This is a genomic window from Sphaerimonospora cavernae, assembly GCF_042435035.1.
Lineage (GTDB): Bacteria > Actinomycetota > Actinomycetes > Streptosporangiales > Streptosporangiaceae > Sphaerimonospora > Sphaerimonospora cavernae.
Genome location: NZ_JBHMQT010000061.1, coordinates 1 through 2,531, shown reverse-complemented (window position 1 = coordinate 2,531; position 2,531 = coordinate 1). Strand labels below are relative to the sequence as shown.

1 protein-coding gene is annotated in these 2,531 nt (G+C 71.8%); it reads left to right on the top strand.

Features of this window, described 5'->3' with window-relative positions; all coding sequences use genetic code 11:
• A partial coding sequence (locus ACFHYQ_RS27215; protein WP_394303999.1) for a DNRLRE domain-containing protein occupies positions 1-2,531 on the top strand: 2,531 nt, incomplete at both ends.

Genomic DNA, 2,531 nt, shown 5'->3' with positions numbered 1-2,531 from the left:
CCCACAACACCGGTGGAGATCCGCATCGGCGTGCAGAGCAAGGGCCTTGCCCTGTCGGAGAGTGCGGACGGGCGTCTGCTGCTGAAGAACCGCAAGAACGCCAAACTCGTGGCGTCGGCGCCGCAGCCGGTGATGTGGGCCGCCCCGCCCGCCGCCGGCGGCGGACAGGACGCGACCGGCAGGCCGGGGAAGATCTCCACGGAGGTGGCCGCCGACAACGACGGCGGGCAGGTGCTGGTGCTCCGCCCCGACGCGGAGTTCCTGGCCGATCCCGCCACGGCGTATCCGGTGACGATCGACCCGACGGTCACGTTGCCGCTCACGACGGATACCACGGTGGTGCAAGGTTCGACGCGTTCCTACGACGGGGACACGACCATCAGCGCCGGGGCCTACACCACGAGCCTGTCACGCGCCTTCGTGAAGTTCGACACCGCCGCCTTGGCGGGTGCGACCGTGCAGGGTGCGACGTTGAAGGCCTACCAGAAGTCGATCAGCAAGCCTTCCACCTGCCCGCGTGCGGGGATCCGCGCCTCGCGGGTCACGGCCGGCTGGGATCCGGCGACGATCACCTGGTCCAATCAGCCTGCTTACACGACGGCGGGTGAGACCATCACCCTGGAGAGCAACGGTTGCGCGGCCAAGACGTACATGAGCTGGACGATCACCTCGATCGTCCAGGCCTGGGCGTCGGGGACCCCCAACTACGGCCTGCAGCTGCGGGGGAATGTTGAGACCACCTCGGCGGGTTATCAGGTCTTCTTCGACAGCAGCGAGGCCGGCACCGGCCGCGCGCCCTCTCTGAGCGTGACCTACACGATCAACTCCACCCCGGCGGTGGGGAACCTGTCGATCAGCCCGCTGGCCGGGACGGACGTGTCGTCGCTGACGCCGACCTTGCACGCGGCCGTCTCCGACCCCGCCGGGGGGAGCCTGCGGGCCGACTACGAGATCGAACACGACCCGGCCCACCCGGGCCAGGGCAGCGGCCAGATCTGGGCCGGCAGCTCGGCTGCGGTCACGCCGGGCAGCGACGCTGTCGCAGCGGTTCCGGCCGGGAAGCTGGCCGACGGGTGGCACATCCGCTGGCGGGCCCGGGCCACCAACACCGGCACGTCTGTGTCCTCGGCCTGGTCGGACTGGCAGACCGCCACCATCACGGTGCCGGACCCGGTCGTGGACCAGTTACAGGTCACCCCCTCCCAGGATGTGTCGGGGGAGACGGTCACCTCCAGCCTCACACCGGCGTTGGCCGCCCGGGTCATCACCCCGGACGCGGCGGCGTCCCGGGTGGAGTTCGAACTCGAGCACGACCCCGCCGCCCCGCAGGGGCAGGGCACCGGTCAGATCTGGACAGCCGGGGCCGATGATGTGGCCTCCGGCGCCCAGGCCACCGTGACCGTGCCGGACGGCACGCTCGCGGACGGGTGGAAGGTCCGCTGGCGGGCCCGCGCCATCGCCCCGGGTTCCAACGCCTCCGCCTGGAGCGAGTGGCAGCCGCTGACGGTGAAGGTCCCCGCCGCCACCGTCTCCCAGTTGCAGGTCACCCCGTCCCAAACCGACGGGCAGACCACCACGATCACATCGCTGACCCCGCACCTGCTGGCCACCGTCACCGACGCCTACGGCGCGGCGCTGCGGGCCGAATTCGAGATCGAGCACGACCCCGCCGACACGCAGCACGGCACCGGCCAGATCTGGGCCGGCGCCGTCGATGACGTGGCCTCCGGAACCCAGGCCTCGGTGGAGGTCCCCGGCGGGAAGCTGGCCAACGGATGGGGCGTGCGCTGGCGAGCCCGGGCGGTCAACCCGGCCACGCAGGTGGCCTCGGCCTGGTCGGACTGGCAGACCGGCACGGTCAACGCCGGCGATCTCCCCTCCGAACCCGGCGTGACCGCGCTGCAGGTCACTCCCGCCCAGGTCGTGGACGGCACCACCGTCACCAGTTCGCTGACGCCGCGGTTGCTGGCGCAGGTCACCGACCCCGCCGGCGGCACCCTGCGCGCCGAGTTCGAGCTGGAACACGACCCCGCCGCACCGGCGGGTCAGGGAAGCGGTCAGATTTGGGCTGGTGCCGCCGACAACGTCCCGGCCGGGACTCAGGCATCGGTGACCGTACCCGAACAGACGCTGAGTGAGGGCTGGCTGGTGCGCTGGCGCGCCCGCGCCGTCGCCGGTGACACGGCCTCGGCCTGGTCGGACTGGCAGAACTTCCGCGTGGACCGGCCCGACCCCGTGCTCGGCACCCTGCAGGTCGTCCCCTCGCAGGAGGTCGACGGGACCACCGTGGCGTCGTCGTTGACGCCGCAGCTGCTCGCCCAGGTCACCGACCCCGCCGGCGGCAAGGTCCGGGCCGAATTCGAACTCGAACACGACCCCGCCGACACCGAGCACGGGACGGGCTCGATCTGGACCGGTGCGGTCGACGACGTCGACTCCGGCGCCCAGGCCACCGTGACCGTGCCGGATGGGAAACTATCGGATGGGTGGAAGGTCCGCTGGCGGGCCCGCGCGCTCACCCCTGGCGGGAC